This window comes from Corynebacterium zhongnanshanii, from assembly GCF_014490575.1.
Taxonomy (GTDB): domain Bacteria; phylum Actinomycetota; class Actinomycetes; order Mycobacteriales; family Mycobacteriaceae; genus Corynebacterium; species Corynebacterium zhongnanshanii.
In genome coordinates, this window is record NZ_CP061033.1 from 773,693 (window position 1) to 791,203 (window position 17,511).

Consider the following 17,511-nt stretch of genomic DNA (forward strand, 5'->3'; position numbering starts at 1 on the left):
ACCTGACGAGCGATGAACACCCCTGCTGGCGGCGCATACCCCCGCCAAGATATGTCCAACGGTGGCCCCACGGACTTTCCTAGCCTGGAGAAGGAAGTCCTTCACTACTGGGCTACCGATAAGACGTTTGAGCAGTCCCTCAGCCAGCGCGAGGGAGCGGAAGAATACGTCTTCTATGACGGCCCTCCCTTCGCCAACGGCCTTCCTCACTACGGTCACCTGCTGACCGGCTATGTGAAGGACATCGTCCCGCGCTTCCAGACCATGAAGGGCAAGAAGGTTGCCCGTGTCTTTGGCTGGGACTGCCACGGTCTCCCGGCAGAGCTGGAGGCGGAAAAGCAGCTCGGCATCACCGACCGCGCCGGTATCGAGAAGATGGGCATGCAGGCCTTCAACGAGTACTGCGCCACCTCGGTGCTGCGCTACACCGATGAGTGGAAGAACTACGTCACCCGCCAGGCCCGCTGGGTCGATTTCGATAACGGCTACAAGACCATGGACCCGGACTTCATGGAGTCCGTGATGTGGGCCTTCAAGACCTTGTACGACAAGGGTCTCATCTACCAGGGCTTCCGCGTCCTGCCCTATTCCTGGGCCGAGCACACCCCACTGTCCAACCAGGAAACCCGCCTGGACGATTCCTACAAGATGCGTCAGGACCCCACCCTGACCGTGACCATGCCGTTCAATGGAGCGAAGCCGGGCTCGGCCGCTGAAACTACGCTGGCGGAGATCCCCGAACTGAACGACGCCGCCGCGATCGCATGGACCACCACGCCGTGGACCCTTCCCTCGAACTCTGCGTTGGCGGTGAACCCTCAGGTCACCTACGCCCTGGTGAAGGTGGGGGAGTCCGGCGCAGACGGATTTGCCGGCCAGAAGCTGGTGCTGGCGGAAGCCCTGGTGGACGCCTACGCCAAGGAGCTGGGCGAAGACCGCGAGGTTCTCGCCACCTTCCCCGGTGAGAAGCTGGTGGGCTTTACCTACACGCCAGTGTTCGACTTCTTCCCGGAGTTGAAGAATGGCTTCCAGATCCTCGCGGCGGACTACGTCACCACCGAAGACGGTACCGGCGTGGTGCACCAGGCTCCGGCCTTTGGTGAGGACGATATGAACACCTGCCAGCAGGCCGATATCGAGCTGGTCATCCCCGTGGACATGGATGGCAAGTTCACCAGCCAGGCCGCCCCCTACGAGGGGCAGCTGGTGTTCGATGCGAACAAGGACATCATCAAGGACCTCAAGGCAGCTGGGCGCGTGTTCCGCCACCAGACAATCGAGCACTCCTACCCACACTCCTGGCGTTCTGGTGAGCCGCTGATCTACATGGCCCTGCCATCCTGGTTCGTGGCGGTGACGAAGTTCCGCGATCGCATGGTGGAGCTAAACCACGAGCAGATCGAATGGATCCCTGCGCACATCCGCGACGGCCAGTTCGGCAAGTGGCTGGAGGGCGCCCGCGATTGGAACATCTCTCGAAACCGTTACTGGGGTGCGCCGATCCCTGTGTGGGTCTCTGACGACGAGAACTACCCGCGCATGGACGTCTACGGTTCCCTGGAGGAGCTGGAGCGCGACTTCGGCGAGCGTCCTCGCTCGCTGCACCGCCCGGACATCGACGAGTTGACCCGCCCGAACCCCGATGATCCGACGGGTAAGTCCACCATGCGCCGCGTGCCTGAGGTGCTGGACTGCTGGTTCGAGTCCGGCTCGATGCCGTTTGCCCAGAAGCACTACCCGTTCGAGAACAAGGAGTGGTTCGATACCCACTCGCCTGCGGACTTTATTGTGGAGTACTCCGGCCAGACCCGCGGCTGGTTCTACACCATGCATGTGCTGGCCACGGCGCTGTTCGACCGTCCTGCCTTCAAGAAGGTGGTGGCCCACGGCATCGTGCTGGGTGACGATGGGCTGAAGATGTCCAAGTCCAAGGGCAATTACCCCGATGTGAACGAGGTGTTCGACCGCGACGGTTCGGATGCCATGCGCTGGTTCTTGATGTCCAGCCCGATCTTGAGGGGCGGCAACCTGATTGTCACGGAGCAGGGCATCCGCGAGGGCGTGCGCCAGGCGATGCTGCCGATGTGGAACGCGTACTCCTTCCTGCGGCTCTACGCCTCCCAGCCTGCGGAGTGGAACACCCAGTCCACCCATGTGCTGGATCGGTATATATTGGCCAAGCTGCACGAGACGGTGGCTGCGGTGAACAAGGCCCTGGAAAATACGGACATCGCCACCGCCTGCGACGAGGTCCGTTGGTTCTGCGATGCGTTGACCAACTGGTACGTGCGCCGTTCCCGTGAGCGTTTCTGGGCGGGCGACCAGGTGCACCCTGAGGCGTTCAACACGCTCTATACCGTGCTGGAGACCCTGTGCCGTGGGGCGGCGCCGTTGCTGCCGATGACCACCGAGGTGATCTGGCGTGGCCTGACGGGTGAGCGCTCTGTTCATCTGACCGATTTCCCGGATGCCTCCGTTTTGCCGTCCGACGCCGACCTCGTCCGCGCAATGGATTCCGTCCGCGCGATCAGCTCTGCGACGAGCTCGCTGCGTAAGGCGCACAAGCTGCGCAACCGCCTGCCGTTGCCGAAGCTCACCATCGCGGTACCTGAGGCCTCCACGCTGGAGGACTTCACACAGATCATCGCCGACGAGGTGAACGTCAAGGAAGTTGTCTTGACGGACGATGTATCCAGTGTGGGAACCTTCGAGGTGGTCGTGAACGCCCGCGTGGCCGGACCGCGTCTGGGTAAGGATGTCCAGCGCGTGATCAAGGCCGTGAAGTCGGGCAACTACGAGGTCAATGGCGAGGGCACGGTCGTCGCCGACGGTATCGAGTTGCAGGACGGCGAGTACAGCCGCAAGCTCGTGGCGCAGGACCCGGACAACACCGCCGAGGTCACCGGCCACTCCGGCCTGGTGGTTCTGGACACCACGATCACAGAGGAGCTGGAGGCCGAGGGCTGGGCCGCCGACCGCGTGCGTGGCCTGCAGGAGGCGCGTAAGAACTCCGGCCTGGAGATCAGCGACCGCATCCAGGTGACCCTCTCGGTTCCGGAGGACAAGCGGGAGTGGGCCCAGCGCCACGCTGACGCGATCGCGCGGGAAGTGCTCGCCACCGAGATCGAGGTCGTTACGGACCAGACCCTGGAGCACGACATCGCAGACGGCTGCACGGCTCAGATCACGCGCTAGAACCATGGGCCGTCGATGGGTCGCTCATATCGACATGGATGCGTTTTTCGCATCCGTGGAGCAACTCACCCGTCCTACGTTGCGCGGCAGGCCCGTGCTTGTGGGCGGCGTGAGCGGTCGCGGCGTGGTCGCGGGGGCGTCCTACGAGGCCCGCGCGTATGGCGCCCGTTCGGCCATGCCGATGCACCAGGCGATCACGCTGTGCCGACGCCGGGCCGTCGTTGTTCGACCGCGCTTTGAGATCTACAAGCTGGCGTCGGAAAAAATTTTCGACGTCCTGCGTGACAAGGCAGGAGTGGTGGAGCAGCTCTCCGTGGACGAGGGATTCGCGACCGCGGAGACGGACGATCCCGAGGGGTGGGCGCAGGAGCTGCGGCGGGCCGTGGAGGAGGCGACCGGCCTGTCCTCGAGCGTGGGGATGGCCGCCACGAAGCTGGACGCGAAGATGGCCAGCGACCTGGCGAAACCCCACGGGGTGTGCGTGATTGAGCACGACCGGCGGATGGAGGTGTTCGGGCCGCGGCCCGTGTCCGATATTTGGGGCATTGGGCGGGTGGCTCAGGGCAAGCTTCACGACGTGGGGGTGGATACCATCGTCCAGTTCGTGGCGATGGATCCGAAGGACGTGCAGGCGCTGTTGGGGAACGTGGGTGTGGAGGTGCATACGATGGCCGCTGGCCACGACCCTCGCGAGGTTGCGCCGCGCGGACCAGCCAAGCAGATCAGTGCCGAGCACACGTTGGAGCGCGATGTGACCTCCACCGAGGCCTTGCTGCCGTTTCTGCAGCGAGCCGCCGAGGGTGCGCACCGTCGCCTGCTGAAGGACGGGCGCGCCGCCCGGACCGTGACGGTGAAAACGCGGACGGCAGATTTTCAGATTCACACGCGCTCGGCCACGCTGGCCGCGCCGACGGACGAGTTGGACGTCATTGTGTCCACGGCACGCAGAGTGCTGCTCAGGCCAGAGGAATCAGGGGCCGTGCGCTTGGTGGGGGTGGGCCTGTCCGGCCTGTCCCATGACCGCCAGCAGGTTCTCTTCCCCGAGCTAGACCGTACGGAGGACCGGCCCGTCCCGCGCGTGGAGGTGGTGCACGAGGAAGCTCCGGAGCCGCTGGCTATCGGCGGGTGGTATCCCACACAGGACGTCCGCCATGACACGTGGGGTCATGGGTGGGTTCAGGGCACCGGGCTGGACGTGGTGACGGTGCGCTTTGAAACGAGGACCACGGGGCCGGGCTTTACCAAGACCATGAAGGTGGATGATCCCGCCCTGCACCCGGCTAGTCCTGTGGACAGTCTCGACTGGTAGTCAGCTCGCAGAGCAGCTCGATGCGCGCCTGGCTGGGGCGTAAGGAGCCGCCGGAGCGGACGCCGGCGCGCTGCAAGGAGGCGCCTCCACCGGGGCCTCCGTAGACGAAGTGCACCTCGCCCTCCGGTACGCGGGTGCAGATGATGACGGGGCAGGTGAGCTCGGACAGTCGTTCAGCGACGGCGGCGGGAACGTTGCCGCTGCCGAGAGCCTCCACCACGAGCCCGTCGATGTTCTGGGGAATCAGGTCTGCCGTGGCGCCGGCGAACATCGTGACGATGGGGACATTCAACCGCTTAAGCGGTGCGGGCTGGGGGCGGGGGAGCGGTCTCGTGCTGGGGGTGGCGCTGTGGCTGGCGCTGGCAGATGCGTTGGCAGATGCGTTGGCAAACGCGCGATCATCCGTGGTGTGCCGCTTGGTGGCGCCGTACGCGGGAAGGACGTCGGGGCCGAATGCGATGGACACGCTCGCCGGGGCCAGGGAACTCGCGGCAGGCCTCGCGGGAGACTCTGAGCCGGAGTCCGCAGGACTGTGCTCGCCGGAGTGCGCGCTACGGCCGAGAGCCTGGTATGCGCGGCGGATGTTATCCGGCCCATCCGGTTGGGGATCATCGGCGGGCCGCTGCGCGCCGGTGAGGACGATGGGGACGGTGCCCGCGAAGAAGAAATCCACGGCCATGGCGGTTTCTTCCATCGTGTCTGTCCCGTGCAACAGAATGATGCCACCAGCGCCGTCCTCGATGGCGCTGTTTATGGCGTGAAGAAGGGCGTCGATATCTTCCAGGGTGAGGTTGGAGGAATCCAGGTGGAGGATGTCACGCGCCTCGGCGGGAATGCCGGCGCGGGCGACGAGATCTGCGGTGCTGAGCGTGGGGACCAGGTCGCCGCTCGGGCCGTGCGTGCAGCTGATGGTGCCACCCGTTCCGAGGACGATGACGGGGCCGCGGTCAGGTGCGGGATGCTCGCCGGTGGAGAGGGAAGGAGAATGCATGGCTACCACAGTAGTGCCCTGGGGTCACTTGCGTCCCACGGCTTGCAGATCGGGGCTTGTGTACCATGGTCGATATGAAGATGAAGAAGGCATTCGCCGTATCCGTCGCCCTCACCACCGGCCTCACCTTGGCCGCATGTGGTTCGGACGATGACAGCAAATCTGACAACACTTCCAGCTCCGCAGCGCCGTCCTCGGAGTCCATCCCAGCTCCAACCACCGAGGAGCTCACCAACGTCCTCCACCGAGCCGTGGATCCTGAACTTCCCACGGAAGAAAAGGCCGCCACCGTCGTCGGTGGCGAGACCGCCCCAGAAATCTTCGACTCCCTGACCCACATGCGCGCCGAATCCGGCGCCGAGATGCGGGTTGTCGACCCCGTGCTGCAGATCATCCCCACCCAGGCACAGGCCACCGTGGAGCTGACTCTGCCGGAGCAGGAACCAGTCATCATCAGCGATGTGCTGTTTGTCTATGACGCTGAGCAGTGGAAACTCGACCAGCGCTGGGCATGTACCCTGATCCAAAACGTGATGCCGGACAACGTGCCACCGATGTGTGGCGATCCGGTGCAGCCAGCGCCAGACGGTGAGGCTCCCGCTCCAGCACCCGCGCCAGAAGGTGAGGCGCCGGCTCCTGCCCCAGCACCGGAGGGTGAGCCACCAGCACCGGCTCCCGCCCCAGCACCTGCGCCGGAAGGCGAGCCGCCAGCACCGGCACCTGCGCCGTAAAGCTCCTGCGCCTTAAAACTACTCAGAAAGCCACTGCCCACGGGTGGTGGCCTTTTGTATGACCTTCGTGCCAGAATCCTTCTGTTCACCATCACCCAAGGTCAACGCAGTCGTGACGGACAGCTGCCCAGATACCGGAAGCGCCCGCGTTAAGTCCACCTTCACCTGCCCGCGCGACTCAGTGGACGAATCCAACACCGTCAGGTTCGTGCGGCCGTAGGAGGTGACCGCTGGGCGTCGATCAACAGAGATTTTCAGCGTGACATCCTTGCCCTGGCGCGCGGCGAGGGTGTACGTAATGTCCTGGAACATGGACACGCCCGCATCCACCTTGGTGGAGACGGTCCAGCGGGCGCCGATGCCCACCTTCTCGCTGGGGAACACCACCGGAAAGTCATTCATCTGCGTCAGCGCGGATTCCACGGACGCGCGCGCCGCATCGGACGCCCCCTCGGGAGCAGCCATCGTCCGCTCCACAGCCTGGCCATCGGCGGTGTGCACCGTGGTCATCTGGAAGCCCTCGGCGCTGGCGATATCTTCATTGCGCTCGTGATTCGTCCCGCTCGGCCGGCCGACCGTGACCGACGTGGTGCGCTTTTCTCCGTCGGTATCCACCGAGGCGGACAGCGGCAACGTCATCGTCACATCCTCATAGGGCAGGTCCTCGCCCGAGCCTCCCTCAGTGTGCTGCTCTAGCCCTTGGGTGGCTTTGAACGTGACCTTCTGCTGCCCGGAGTCGCTGAACCACGCCAGGGACTCCCGGGGCTCGGCTCCCGCAGACTCTAGCGTGACAGGCGTCTGCGCCACCGCCACCGCTGCTGGCTGTTCCACGGCCCCGTGAGAATCATCATCGGAGCCGCACGCGCTGAGGGTCAGCGCCGCAGACAGGACGGAGGCACAGGTCGCAGTGAACAGTGCTACACGTTTCGAATTACCCACAAGTTCACACACTAACAGGCCAGCGCTAAACTCTTTTCTTGTGACATCACAACCCACCGCACGGATCGCTACGTTTTCTCTGCCTCTCATGGCCGGATGGATCGCGCTTGACCAGCTGAGCAAGTGGTGGGTGGTGGAGAACCTTGAACCGGCCACGGCCTACCCGGTGCTGGGCGATTGGTTCCGGCTGTATCTCATCCGCAACTCAGGCGCGGCCTTTTCCTTCGGCACGGATCTCACCCCGGTGCTGGCCATCCTGCAGCTCTGCGCCGCTGTGGCCTGCATTGTCTTGTCCTTCCGCATCCGCACCCGCTTCGCCATCTGGCCGATCGCCTTGATCGGTGGCGGGGCCGCCGGCAACTTCATCGACCGTGTGTTCCGCGCGCCGGGCGGGCTGCATGGCCATGTGGTGGATTTCTTCAGTTTCTGGGATTTCGCGATCTTCAATGTCGCTGACGTGGGAATTACCGTCGGCGTGGCACTGTATATGTGCTCCGTGATCTTCATCGACCCGAAGCGAGAGGAGCCACACCCGTGACCGCGCGCGACACCCGTTCCATGCCCGTTCCAGATGGATTGGCCGGGATGAGGGTCGACGCCGGGCTCTCGAAACTCCTCGGCCTCTCGCGCACCGTGGTGGCGGACATGGCGGCGGCTGGATCCATCACGCAGGATCACGTCACGGTGGGAAAGTCCGACCGGCTGGTGGCCGGGGCGTGGCTGGATGTGACCCTCCCCGAACCGCCGCGGGATCTGGCGGCGGAGCCTCCGCAGATTGTGGAGGGAATGGGGATCCTCTACGCCGACGATGACGTGGTGGTGGTGGATAAGCCCGTGGGCGTTGCCGCGCACCCCACGCTGGGATGGGAGGGGCCCACCGTGACCGCGGGCCTGGCTGCCGCTGGCTACCGCATTTCCACCTCGGGGCCACCTGAGCGAAAAGGAATTGTGCAGCGCTTGGACGTGGGAACCTCCGGCGCGATGATTGTGGCGCAATCGGAACGCGCCTATACGGTGCTGAAAAGGGCCTTCCGGAACAGGGAGGTCTCGAAGACGTATCACGCACTGGTTCAAGGTCACCCCGATCCCACCAGCGGCACGATCGATGCGCCGATCGCCCGCCATCCTTCTGCCGGGTGGCGCTTCGCAGTGAGGGACGACGGCAAGCGCGCCGTCACCCACTACGAAACCCTGGAGGCTCACCGCCAGGCCAGCCTGCTGAAAGTGAAGTTGGAAACGGGCCGCACCCACCAGATCCGTGTGCACTTTTCCAGCCTGCACCATCCCCTGGTGGGCGATCCCATGTACGGCAGCGACCCACAGCTTGCGAAGCGTTTGGGGCTGATCCGCCAGTGGCTGCACGCCGTGGAGCTGGGATTCCCACACCCCGACGGGCAGTGGATGACCGTCCAATCCCCGTACCCGGAGGACCTGGACCAGGCGCTCAGCACCCTGCGGGAGGTGAACAATGCCTGATTACTCGCGACGAGCCCCCACGGTGATCGCCAAAAACAAAAAGCGGGTACGCCAGCTGGAATGGGAAGATACCCGACGCCCAGCGTGGGTGGCCTGGGTGGGCGGCCTGTGCTTGGTGGCCTTGATAGTCGGTTTGGTGATCCTGTCGACGTCGGATCGCGTGAGCAAGGCCCAACTCATCAACGGCGATCAGCTGGGCCCCATTGACTACCAGGGGCAGGACTATGCAGACTACGCGCGCCGGGAGCTGGACTCCATGGAGGGAACAGACGCCCGGTGGGCGTTGGTCTCCACTCAGGACGCGTGGAATGCCCAGCAGCTGGCCGACGTGCTGGGAGATTTCCCCGGTCGCGTGAGCACCCTGTACTTCGCGCCCGGCGCGCAATGGGTCATTCCGGAGCCGGTGCCTGGGCATACCAGGAAGGACGTGTTGATGCAGGCGGTCACGCTGTGGGGTTCGCGGGCGCAAGTGCAGCCCGAGGACATCACGATCACGAGTGTGCTCGTCTACGGCGCACCCGAGCGCCTGAAGGAGCTGGGGGAGCGAGCCGTGGTGGAGCCCGCCCCGGTGGGGGCGGCGTATGGACGTATAGGAATTAGGCCGATGAATTCATGATCTGGGGAATACTGTGCTACCTGATGTGGGGATTCTTCCCTGCGTTCTTTCCGTTGCTGATTCCGGCGGAGCCCCTGGAGATTTTGGCGCACCGTTTTCTGTGGACGCTGGTGTTCATGGTGATCGTGCTGCTCGTCCTGCGGAAGATGGGCACCCTTCGGGGCATGAGCCTTCGCGTGTGGGGCTTGGTGACGCTGGCGGCAGTGCTCATCAGCTTTAACTGGGGGCTGTACATCGTGGCGGTGAACTCCGGGCACGTGGCGGACGCGGCCCTGGGGTATTTCATCAACCCGCTGGTGAGCGTGGTGCTGGGTGTGGTGTTCTTGAGGGAGCGTCTGCGCCCGCTGCAAACACTGTCGGTGGCCATTGCGACGGTCGCGGTGGTCATTTTGACGATCGCCCTGGGCCAACCACCGGTCATCTCTCTTGGCCTGGCTGTGTCCTTCGGCCTTTACGGCCTGGTGAAGAAGCGGGTTCCGCTGTCACCCATGCAGTCCCTCACGGCGGAGACACTGGTCCTGGCTCCGCTGGGCCTTCTGTACATCCTGTTTTTGGAGTTCACGGGCGCCAACACCTTCACCACCGAAGGCCCGGTGCACGCGGGCTTGCTGATGATGGCGGGCGTGATCACCGCCTTGCCACTGCTGTGCTTCGCGCGTGCGGCTAAGGAGATGACGCTCACCAGCCTCGGCATGATCCAGTACCTCACGCCGATCATGCAGATGCTCTGGGCGGTGTTCGTGGTCAACGAACACATCGCTCCGGCTCGCTGGGTGGGCTTCAGCATCATCTGGGTCGCGGTGACCGTGTTCGTGATCGACCTGGTGCTGAACACCCACAAGAACCGACGCGGTACCCTCCGACGGGCTAGGTGAAGCTGAACCCGGCGCCTCGGTAGGTGAGCCATTCGTCGTAGATCTGCCCCTCGGAGACCACCACCACGGATTCGGCGAACTCACATTGCTCACCCGCCTTCGCGTGCCGGAACCACACGTGGTCACCCAACCGGAGATTGCGCGCGCTGGATCCCGTCAGCGGAGTCTGTACTTCACCCGGGCCCTCCAGCGGGGACATCTGCAGCCCCGAGGGCCAATCCACCACCGGCAGTCGATCTTTGCCCATCGCGCCCGAGGCCACACGTCCACCGCCCGCGATCGTCACCGTCTGCGGCGAGGGGCGACGCACCACCGGCAGCACGAACCACTCGGCCGGCTCCGGGGTGAAGGTCCTGTAGTGATCGAACAACGCCGGCCCGATCACACCCGAGCCCGCGCCGATCTCCGTGATGACCTTCTCCTGGCTCGTGGTCTCGATCGAGCCCGTGCCACCACCATTGACGAACTCCAGCGGCCCGGCGATGTCCGTCACCGCCTGAACCACCTTGCGGCGACGTGCCGCCAACTCCCGTGTCGACAGCGACTTCATCACCGCAATGGCAGGGGAGGAATCCGTGGTGCCAGCAATCTGCCCCTCATAGGCCATCACTCCAACCAACGTGAAACCTGGGCGTCGGACAATATCACGGGTGATGGTTGCGGCGTCCTGCGGCGTGCGGACGGGGGAACGCAACGCACCGATATGCACCGGCCCGAACTCCAGGCTGGCATCGACATCCAGGCACACCCGCAACTCCTCATGGCCGGGCACATGCTCGTCGATGAAATCCAGGTGCTCCGCGGAATCCACCATGAGAGTGATTTGCGCGCGCAGCGTGTCGCACGCATTGAGCTCCTTCAGAGCATCCTTGTTTGCCGTGGGGTAGGCCACCACGATGTCCGAACACTCGTGTTCGCGGACCAGCCAGATGGCCTCATTGAGGTTATAGGCAAGGATCCCGTGGAACCCGTCCAGCTCCAAGATCCGCTTCATCAGCTCAGGGATACGAATCGATTTCGACGCCAAACGGATCGGCGTTCCCTGGGCGCGGACGGTCATATCTACAGCATTGGCTACGGCAGCATCCAGGTCCAGTACCGAAAACGGAGCCTCGAGGTGCGCAACTGCCTGACGAACTTCAGCTTTCATACCAAAAGCATAATCTGAGCAGCCCCATCTATGCAGGACAATCGCCTTAATTTTCAAGCTATGTTAGGCTACGGCGCATGAGCGGCTCTTCCTTTGTCCACCTCCACAACCACACCGAATACTCCATGCTGGACGGAATGGCCAACGTGGACTTGCTGGCGAAGGAAGTGGTACGCCAGGGAATGCCCGCCGTGGGTATGACCGACCACGGAAACATGTTCGGCGCGGACGCCTTCTACCGTGCGATGACCGCCGCGGGCGTGAAGCCCATCATCGGCATCGAGGCCTACATTGCGCCCGATTCCCGTTTCAACATGGACCGCGTTCGCTGGGGACGCCCCGAACAAAAACGCGACGACGTGTCCGCCTCCGGCGCCTACCTTCACCAGACCATGGTCGCGGAAAACGCCACGGGACTGCGCAACCTGTTCAAGTTGAGCTCCTACGCCTCCTATGAAGGGCAGCTGGGCAAGTGGCCTCGCATGGACGCGGACTTGATCGCACAGCACGCCGAGGGGATCATCGCCACAACCGGCTGCCCCTCCGGAGACGTACAAACCCGCCTGCGCTTGGGCCAGTTCGATAAAGCCCTGGAGGCCGCCGCCACGTGGCAGGACATCTACGGCAAGGACAACTTCTTCCTGGAGCTGATGGACCACGGGCTGGAGATCGAAAAGCGCGTCCGCGACGATCTTCTGGAAGTGGGCAAGCGGCTCAACCTGCCGCCGCTAGTCACCAACGACTGCCACTATGTGCTGGAGCAGCAGGCGCCACAACACGAGGTGATGCTGTGCGTGCAAACCGGCGCCACCATGGATGAGCCGACCCTGGACGAAGGCGGCAAGCGCTTCGCTTTTTCCGGCACCGGCTACTACCTGCGCTCCGCTGAGGACATCCGCGCGCAATGGGACAAAGTGGTGCCGAAGGGCTGCGACAACACCCTCTGGGTTGCCGAGCGCGTCCAGGATTACGGCGAGGTGTGGGAAGAGCACCCGCTGGACCGCATGCCGATCGCCGACGTTCCCGAAGGCCACACGCCGACGTCCTGGCTCACCCACGAAGTGATGGCTGGCCTGGAAGAGCGCTTCCCGGGCCGCGAGGTTCCCCAGGAGTACATCGACCGCGCCGAATATGAAATCGGCGTGATCGACATGAAGGGATACCCCTCCTACTTCCTGATCGTGGCAGAGCTCATCAAGCACGCCCGCAGCATCGGCATCCGCGTGGGCCCCGGCCGTGGATCCGCCGCCGGTGCGCTCGTGGCTTATGCGCTCACGATCACCAACATCGACCCGATCGAACACGGGCTACTGTTCGAGCGCTTCCTGAACCCCGAGCGCCCGTCCGCACCCGATATCGATATCGACTTCGATGATCGCCGCCGGTCCGAAATGATCAAATACGCCTCCGACCGGTGGGGCGAAGACAAGATCGCCCAGGTGATCACCTTCGGTACCGTGAAAACGAAGCAGGCCCTGAAGGACGCCGCGCGCGCCCACTACGGCCAGGCGGGCTTCCAGCTGGCCGACCGCATCACGAAGGCGCTGCCGCCGGCGATCATGGCCAAGGACATCCCCCTGGCCGGCATCACCGACCCGGAGCACGAGCGCTACAACGAAGCCGCTGAGGTCCGCCAACTGATCGAAACGGACCCCGACGTCGCCAAGGTGTACAAGGACGCGCTGGGGCTCGAAGGCGTGATCCGCCAAGCCGGCGTGCACGCCTGCGCCGTGATTATGGCCTCCGTGCCACTGATGGATTGCATCCCGATGTGGAAGCGCCCCAACGACGGTGCCCTCATCACCGGCTGGCCATACCCTGCCTGCGAGGCCATCGGCCTGCTGAAGATGGACTTCCTGGGCCTCCGAAACCTCACGGTAATTGGCGACTGCCTGGATAACATCAAGAGCAACAGGGACTTCGAACTGGACCTCGAGGGCCTGGACATCGTCGACAAGCCCACCTATGAACTGCTGGCCCGCGGCGAGACCCTGGGGGTGTTCCAGCTGGACTCCGGCGGTATGCAGGAGCTGCTGACCCGCATGCAGCCCACCGAGTTCAACGACATCGTCGCCGCACTGGCCCTCTACCGTCCAGGCCCCATGGGTGTGGGCGCGCACTGGGAATACGCCGACCGCAAAAATGGCCGTAAACCTATTGTCCCGATCCACCCAGAATTGGAGGAACCCCTCAAGGACATTCTGGAGGAAACCTATGGTCTGATCGTGTACCAGGAGCAGATCATGAGGATCTCTCAAAAGGTCGCGAACTACACTGCCGGTCAGGCAGACGGATTCCGCAAAGCCATGGGTAAAAAGAAGCCCGAGGTGCTGGAAAAAGAATTCGTGACCTTCGAGTCCGGCATGAAGGCCAATGGCTACTCGACTGAGGCTATTAACACCCTGTGGGAAACCATTCTTCCCTTCGCCGGATATGCATTTAACAAATCCCACGCGGCAGGCTACGGATTGGTGTCCTTCTGGACGGCCTACCTTAAGGCGAATTACGCGCCGGAATACATGGCAGCTCTGCTGACTTCCGTGTCCGATAAGAAGGATAAGTCCGCCATTTATCTGGCAGACTGCCGTCACCTGGGTATCAAGGTGCTCTCGCCCGATGTCAACGAATCCGCCTACACCTTTCAATCCGTGGGGGAGGACATCCGCTTCGGACTGGGTGCTGTGCGCAACGTCGGCGAAGACGTGGTGCAATCCATCATCGCCTCTCGCAAGAAGCACGGCCACTTCAAGGACTTCTCCGACTACCTGGACAAAATCGATGTGGTCGCCGCTTCTAAACGCGTCACGGAATCCCTCATCAAGGCCGGCGCCTTCGACTCTTTGGGACACTCTCGCAAGGGGCTGATGCTCGTCCACGAGGAAGCCGTGGACTCCGTCATCAGCACCAAAAAAGCCGCTGCGAAGGGACAGTTCGACCTGTTTAGTGGCCTGGGGGACGACGCGGCGGCGTCGGAGGCATTCCGCGTGGACGTCCCGGAACAGGAATGGGAGCGCAAGCATCAGCTGTCCCTGGAACGCGACATGCTGGGGCTGTACGTCTCCGGCCACCCGCTGGACGGTTTTGAGGATGCCCTGGACGCGCAGGTGGATACGCCGCTGACCGCGGTGCTTTCCCGCGAACTTCCGAACAAGAAGGAAGTGAAAATCGGCGGCATTATCAGCGGCGTGGACCGGCGCGTGGACCGCAACGGACAAACCTGGGTGATCGCCACGCTGGAGGACCAGCACGGCGCGCAGGTGGAGCTCCTCGTGTTCGCGAAGACCTATCAAATGGTCGCGCCGCAAATTGTCGAGGACAATATTGTGCTGGCCAAGGCGCGCGTGAATTACAAAGACGATCGCATGAGCCTGTTTTGCGAAGATCTCCGTTCCGCGGAGCTCAGCGTGGGCGCGGGATCCGGTATTCCGCTGCGGCTGAATATTCGCGTGGAGCAGGCCACGCCGGCGAATATGGAACGCCTCAAGCGTGTGCTGAGCCAGCATAAGGGCGATTCCGACGTGTATTTGACTTTGCTTGATGGCGACGAAACCGTCCAATTCCTCCTGGCGCCAGAGATGCGTGTGGATAAATCCTCCGGCCTCATTGGTGCGCTCAAGGCATCGACGTGGGAAGGCGTGCTGTCCTAATGGAGAGCTACCGACGCCCCGGCCCGGAAGAATACAGCGCCGAACTGGAGATTAAACGCTCGCAATTCCTCGGTTTTATCCGCAGGACCGAAACGGAGGACGAAGCCAGGCAGTTCATCCAGGACATTCGCGCGCGCTACCCGGACGCCCGGCATCACTGCAGTGCCTTCATCATCCACCAGGACGATGCGCAGCCGATCGAACGCTCCAGCGATGACGGCGAACCCGCCGGCACCGCCGGGCAGCCGATGCTGGATGTGCTGCGCGGATACATGGATATTACCGCCGTGGTGGTCCGCTACTTCGGTGGCGTGCTTTTGGGCACCGGCGGGCTGGTCCGGGCCTATCACGACGCCACCAAGGCCGCACTGGACACCGCCACGATCACCACGCGCCACTCAGTTCATGAGCGCTTCATCGACGTCGATCACGCACAGGCTGGGAAACTGGAGGCGGAGATCCGCAACGCGGGGCACACCATCACGAACGTTGACTATGCAGAACATGTCACGATGACGGTCGCGACCACGGCACCGGACGCTCTGGAGGCCGTGGTGGCACAAGCCACAGGCGGAACCGTGGATGTGCGTGGTGATGCCACCGTCTGGATTGACTAGACTAACCGGCATGAGCATGGATAACTACAACGGCGACATCATTGCACAACGCAAAGCGGAGGTGCGCAAGTACGCCCGCGTGAGCCTGGTGACCATCGTGGTGGCCGTGGCCTCCCTCATCGCCGGAGCCGTGATGAGCAACAACTTCCTTCTCTTCATCGTTCCGCTTATCGCCGTGGCCGTATGCGGCGTGGGCTACTTTAAGATCCGTGCCATCGCTTCTCACAAGGACGAGTGGTGAGCACCCGGATCGACGCCTGGGTCTGGTCGGTGAGGATCTTCAAAACCCGCACCGCCGCGGCTGAAGCGTGCCGCGCCGGGCATGTGAAGATCAACGATGTGACGGTGAAGCCCTCGCAGTCTGTTGTGGTGGGGGACAGGGTGCGGGTGTGGGCCCACCATCGCGAGTACGTTCTGGAGGTCACCCAGCTTCTGAGTAAGCGCGTGGGCGCGCCCCTGGCCCGGGCGGCTTACATTGACCACTCGCCGCCACCGCCGTTGATCCCCGCGATGCCTCGACGCGACCGCGGTGCGGGACGGCCGACGAAGCGCGAGCGCCGGCAGTTGGAGAAGTTTATTCGTTAATCGTCCGCTGGCCCAGCTGCTGCCAGCGAGTGCCCAGACGCCCCGGCCGGCTGGCAGTGGTTTCCCCAATGTGCACGGTCTTGCGGATGTGCTCCCGGCCGTAGGTGAACAGCAGCATGTCATCGACCAGGCGCACCTGGCCCGGTTTGAACCGGTAGCCCATCGCTGTGGTGAGCTGCGTGATGTTCTCCGGCGCGAGGAGATCAGCGAGGTCATCCACGGTGGTGAGGTCGTGGGCCGCCAACATGTCGATGGCATAAGTGTAATAATCCGCCCGGGACATCGGGTAGTCCTCGCCGACCAGCCGGGTGATCTGCTTCGGCAGGTGGGAGGCTTCCAACGTTCCGCTCGCGCGGCCATCACGCACGGATTCCACGATGTCGGCGACCTTGTCGAACTGCTGATCCGCCAACTCAATCAAGCCCGCAGCCAGCGTAAAGGCGCGCGCGATCTGGGGATCATCGTGCTGTGGGTTCTTATAGCGCACGTCGTGCTCGAACTCCGCCCACGCGTGTTGAAGTACCGTGCGCAGCTGAATCTCGATGAGCTGCCCGTCCTCCTGCACAATGAGGTGCTGCGAGGCGTATCCAAAGCGTCCTTCCTTTGCCGTTTCGGCGGCCTTATCAATCACAGAGACCACATCAAAGAGGTCGCTCAGCACATCCACCAACTGCGGGATCTGGGAAGAGTGGAACGTAATGACACGGATTCCGATGATGTCGTGGGCGCTGCGAAAGTCCTTGTAATCGGGCAGCGCAGGATTGGCGATCTTCTTGGCATAGCTCTCGCGATCCTTGATGCGGATGGTCACCTGGTCGAAAGCGAGGCCGGCGTCGTCCAACTCGTCAATGACGCGGCGGCGCAGGTGCTCTACATAGTCACGATGAGTGGCGATCCAGGCATCATAGTCGTGGAGATGCTTCATTCTTGTCATTATTGCATTGCGGGGGTTGCAAGCAATACCCGGTGGAGATCTCATAGGGGCCCTTCCACTCCTTGATGGTTCCGGCCAGGTATTGAGGCCGAGCGCAGATCAAATCACCCTGGACGTAAATCACGGGCTCGCAGCCGAACAGGGCGGTGAGGGAGGTGCGCAAGAAACGGATGAGCTTGGGATGGGTGAGCGTGTGCGTTGCGGGATACGCGTCGTTGATGATGCGTACGCGGGCGGTGGTGTGATCATCCAGCCATGCGTACTGGAGATACTGCCCATCGTCCGCGAGGCTAATGAGCGTCTCGAAGAGCTTGTCTGCGGCGACATCCCAGCGGTCGCGCAGCATTCCGGCGCCGTCGGGGATCTCCACGTTGAGGTCGTCGCCGATACCCACGCGGGGCGGCAGGGTGAAGAGGTCAAAGGGTGCGTCAGTAAGTCTTAACATG

At 63.2% G+C, this 17,511-nt stretch carries 16 protein-coding genes; 11 read left to right on the forward strand and 5 right to left on the reverse strand.

The features are described 5' to 3' along the window. Positions 1–12: 12 nt before the first annotated feature. Together ileS and IAU67_RS03445 are read left to right on the forward strand one after the other, a co-directional pair. The gene (gene ileS / locus IAU67_RS03440; protein WP_151843092.1) at positions 13–3,195 is read left to right on the forward strand and encodes an isoleucine--tRNA ligase; all 3,183 of its coding nucleotides are present in this window, start codon (positions 13–15) and stop codon (positions 3,193–3,195) included. Between the two features lie 34 nt (positions 3,196–3,229). Next, positions 3,230–4,504: a DNA polymerase IV gene (locus tag IAU67_RS03445; RefSeq protein WP_244960843.1), complete on the forward strand. Its 1,275-nt coding sequence runs from the start codon at positions 3,230–3,232 to the stop codon at positions 4,502–4,504. Here IAU67_RS03445 and IAU67_RS03450 read toward each other — a convergent pair. After that, positions 4,476–5,495: an asparaginase gene (locus IAU67_RS03450; RefSeq protein WP_151843094.1), complete on the reverse strand. Its 1,020-nt coding sequence runs from the start codon at positions 5,493–5,495 to the stop codon at positions 4,476–4,478. The genes IAU67_RS03445 and IAU67_RS03450 overlap by 29 nt on opposite strands. Before the next feature lie 74 nt (positions 5,496–5,569). Between IAU67_RS03450 and IAU67_RS03455 the strand changes: the two genes are divergently transcribed. Then, a complete protein-coding gene (locus IAU67_RS03455; RefSeq protein ID WP_151844372.1) occupies positions 5,570–6,226 on the forward strand; it encodes a WKL family lipoprotein in 657 nt (218 codons plus the stop codon). Positions 6,227–6,244: 18 nt separating this feature from the next. Here IAU67_RS03455 and IAU67_RS03460 read toward each other — a convergent pair whose 3' ends face one another. Further along, the gene (locus IAU67_RS03460) at positions 6,245–7,165 is read right to left on the reverse strand and encodes a DUF6263 family protein (protein WP_225723592.1); all 921 of its coding nucleotides are present in this window, start codon (positions 7,163–7,165) and stop codon (positions 6,245–6,247) included. Positions 7,166–7,205: 40 nt separating this feature from the next. Here IAU67_RS03460 and lspA point away from each other — a divergent pair, with 40 nt between their 5' ends. The 4 genes from lspA to rarD are packed head-to-tail and all read left to right on the forward strand — an operon-like array spanning position 7,206 to position 10,132. After that, a complete protein-coding gene (gene lspA, locus IAU67_RS03465; protein WP_225723593.1) occupies positions 7,206–7,703 on the forward strand; it encodes a signal peptidase II in 498 nt (165 codons plus the stop codon). Between the two features lie 20 nt (positions 7,704–7,723). Continuing rightward, on the forward strand, positions 7,724–8,641 hold the full coding sequence (locus IAU67_RS03470; protein WP_151843181.1) for an RluA family pseudouridine synthase: 918 nt from the start codon (positions 7,724–7,726) through the stop codon (positions 8,639–8,641). Further along, positions 8,634–9,257: a hypothetical protein gene (locus IAU67_RS03475; protein WP_151843097.1), complete on the forward strand. Its 624-nt coding sequence runs from the start codon at positions 8,634–8,636 to the stop codon at positions 9,255–9,257. Before IAU67_RS03470 ends, IAU67_RS03475 begins: the two co-directional genes overlap by 8 nt. Beyond that, positions 9,254–10,132: an EamA family transporter RarD gene (rarD, locus tag IAU67_RS03480; protein ID WP_151843098.1), complete on the forward strand. Its 879-nt coding sequence runs from the start codon at positions 9,254–9,256 to the stop codon at positions 10,130–10,132. Before IAU67_RS03475 ends, rarD begins: the two co-directional genes overlap by 4 nt. Here the strand turns inward: rarD and IAU67_RS03485 are convergent. Next, the gene (locus IAU67_RS03485; RefSeq protein ID WP_151843099.1) at positions 10,125–11,282 is read right to left on the reverse strand and encodes an amino acid deaminase/aldolase; all 1,158 of its coding nucleotides are present in this window, start codon (positions 11,280–11,282) and stop codon (positions 10,125–10,127) included. The genes rarD and IAU67_RS03485 overlap by 8 nt on opposite strands. 77 nt (positions 11,283–11,359) lie before the next feature. Between IAU67_RS03485 and dnaE the strand changes: the two genes are divergently transcribed. Genes dnaE through IAU67_RS03505 form a run of 4 tightly spaced genes read left to right on the forward strand, consistent with a single transcriptional unit; the run spans position 11,360 to position 16,131 of the window. After that, complete coding sequence (dnaE, locus tag IAU67_RS03490; RefSeq protein WP_151843100.1) at positions 11,360–14,929, forward strand: DNA polymerase III subunit alpha; 3,570 nt, start codon at positions 11,360–11,362, stop codon at positions 14,927–14,929. Next, entirely contained in the window at positions 14,929–15,546 is a 618-nt protein-coding gene (locus IAU67_RS03495) for a YigZ family protein (RefSeq protein WP_151843101.1), read from the forward strand. The genes dnaE and IAU67_RS03495 overlap by 1 nt, the downstream gene beginning before the upstream one ends. 10 nt (positions 15,547–15,556) lie before the next feature. After that, entirely contained in the window at positions 15,557–15,787 is a 231-nt protein-coding gene (locus IAU67_RS03500) for a hypothetical protein (RefSeq protein ID WP_151843102.1), read from the forward strand. Further along, positions 15,784–16,131: an RNA-binding S4 domain-containing protein gene (locus IAU67_RS03505; protein WP_151843103.1), complete on the forward strand. Its 348-nt coding sequence runs from the start codon at positions 15,784–15,786 to the stop codon at positions 16,129–16,131. The genes IAU67_RS03500 and IAU67_RS03505 overlap by 4 nt, the downstream gene beginning before the upstream one ends. On the opposite strand, the gene IAU67_RS03510 is transcribed toward IAU67_RS03505, so the two are convergent. Next, positions 16,121–17,056: a GTP pyrophosphokinase gene (locus IAU67_RS03510; protein WP_308240243.1), complete on the reverse strand. Its 936-nt coding sequence runs from the start codon at positions 17,054–17,056 to the stop codon at positions 16,121–16,123. The genes IAU67_RS03505 and IAU67_RS03510 overlap by 11 nt on opposite strands. Then, positions 17,034–17,510, reverse strand: a complete 477-nt coding sequence (locus IAU67_RS03515) for a hypothetical protein (RefSeq protein ID WP_151843105.1) — start codon at positions 17,508–17,510, stop codon at positions 17,034–17,036. Before IAU67_RS03515 ends, IAU67_RS03510 begins: the two co-directional genes overlap by 23 nt. Position 17,511: the final 1 nt, after the last annotated feature.

Coding starts and splice junctions, on each gene's coding strand:
- dnaE (WP_151843100.1), top strand. CDS start 11,360: ATGAGCGGCTCTTCCTTTGTCCACCTCCACAACCACACCGAATACTCC.
- ileS (WP_151843092.1), top strand. CDS start 13: ATGAACACCCCTGCTGGCGGCGCATACCCCCGCCAAGATATGTCCAAC.
- IAU67_RS03495 (WP_151843101.1), top strand. CDS start 14,929: ATGGAGAGCTACCGACGCCCCGGCCCGGAAGAATACAGCGCCGAACTG.
- IAU67_RS03450 (WP_151843094.1), bottom strand. CDS start 5,495: ATGCATTCTCCTTCCCTCTCCACCGGCGAGCATCCCGCACCTGACCGC.
- rarD (WP_151843098.1), top strand. CDS start 9,254: ATGATCTGGGGAATACTGTGCTACCTGATGTGGGGATTCTTCCCTGCG.
- IAU67_RS03470 (WP_151843181.1), top strand. CDS start 7,724: ATGCCCGTTCCAGATGGATTGGCCGGGATGAGGGTCGACGCCGGGCTC.
- IAU67_RS03485 (WP_151843099.1), bottom strand. CDS start 11,282: ATGAAAGCTGAAGTTCGTCAGGCAGTTGCGCACCTCGAGGCTCCGTTT.
- IAU67_RS03510 (WP_308240243.1), bottom strand. CDS start 17,056: ATGAAGCATCTCCACGACTATGATGCCTGGATCGCCACTCATCGTGAC.
- IAU67_RS03500 (WP_151843102.1), top strand. CDS start 15,557: ATGAGCATGGATAACTACAACGGCGACATCATTGCACAACGCAAAGCG.
- IAU67_RS03515 (WP_151843105.1), bottom strand. CDS start 17,510: ATGTTAAGACTTACTGACGCACCCTTTGACCTCTTCACCCTGCCGCCC.
- IAU67_RS03475 (WP_151843097.1), top strand. CDS start 8,634: ATGCCTGATTACTCGCGACGAGCCCCCACGGTGATCGCCAAAAACAAA.
- IAU67_RS03455 (WP_151844372.1), top strand. CDS start 5,570: ATGAAGATGAAGAAGGCATTCGCCGTATCCGTCGCCCTCACCACCGGC.
- IAU67_RS03445 (WP_244960843.1), top strand. CDS start 3,230: ATGGATGCGTTTTTCGCATCCGTGGAGCAACTCACCCGTCCTACGTTG.